Annotated in this window: 1 protein-coding gene; it reads right to left on the bottom strand. The window is 37.4% G+C overall.

The window, feature by feature from the left end:
• The coding region (locus Q4528_RS14200) for a hypothetical protein (RefSeq protein ID WP_303522267.1) at positions 1-230 on the bottom strand (230 nt) is incomplete at its 3' end.
• Between the last annotated feature and the right edge of the window lie 35 nt (positions 231-265).

Below are 265 nucleotides of genomic sequence, written 5' to 3'. Positions count from 1 at the left end.
ATTCTGATTGCTTCGTTATCTAGCCCGTCTTTCTCTATTAAATCGCACGCTATTTGGATAGCTTGTAGCGTGCAGATTTTCCGGTACCTTATTTGCCTTTTCAGTTTAATTGTATTTATCAGTACGGCCATAATTACAATCGCCCAAATCCATTTCTCAGAATTTAATTCTGAGTTGAAAAGCCTTTCCATTAACGTGCTTATCTCACTAACATAAGTCATGTCGCTCATGCAAAAAGCAATAATAACAGACATTAGCGGTATCG

Origin of the sequence: Staphylococcus pasteuri (genome assembly GCF_030547725.1) — a bacterium.
Lineage (GTDB): Bacteria > Bacillota > Bacilli > Staphylococcales > Staphylococcaceae > Staphylococcus > Staphylococcus pasteuri.
This window is presented reverse-complemented; position numbering and strand designations above follow the sequence as displayed.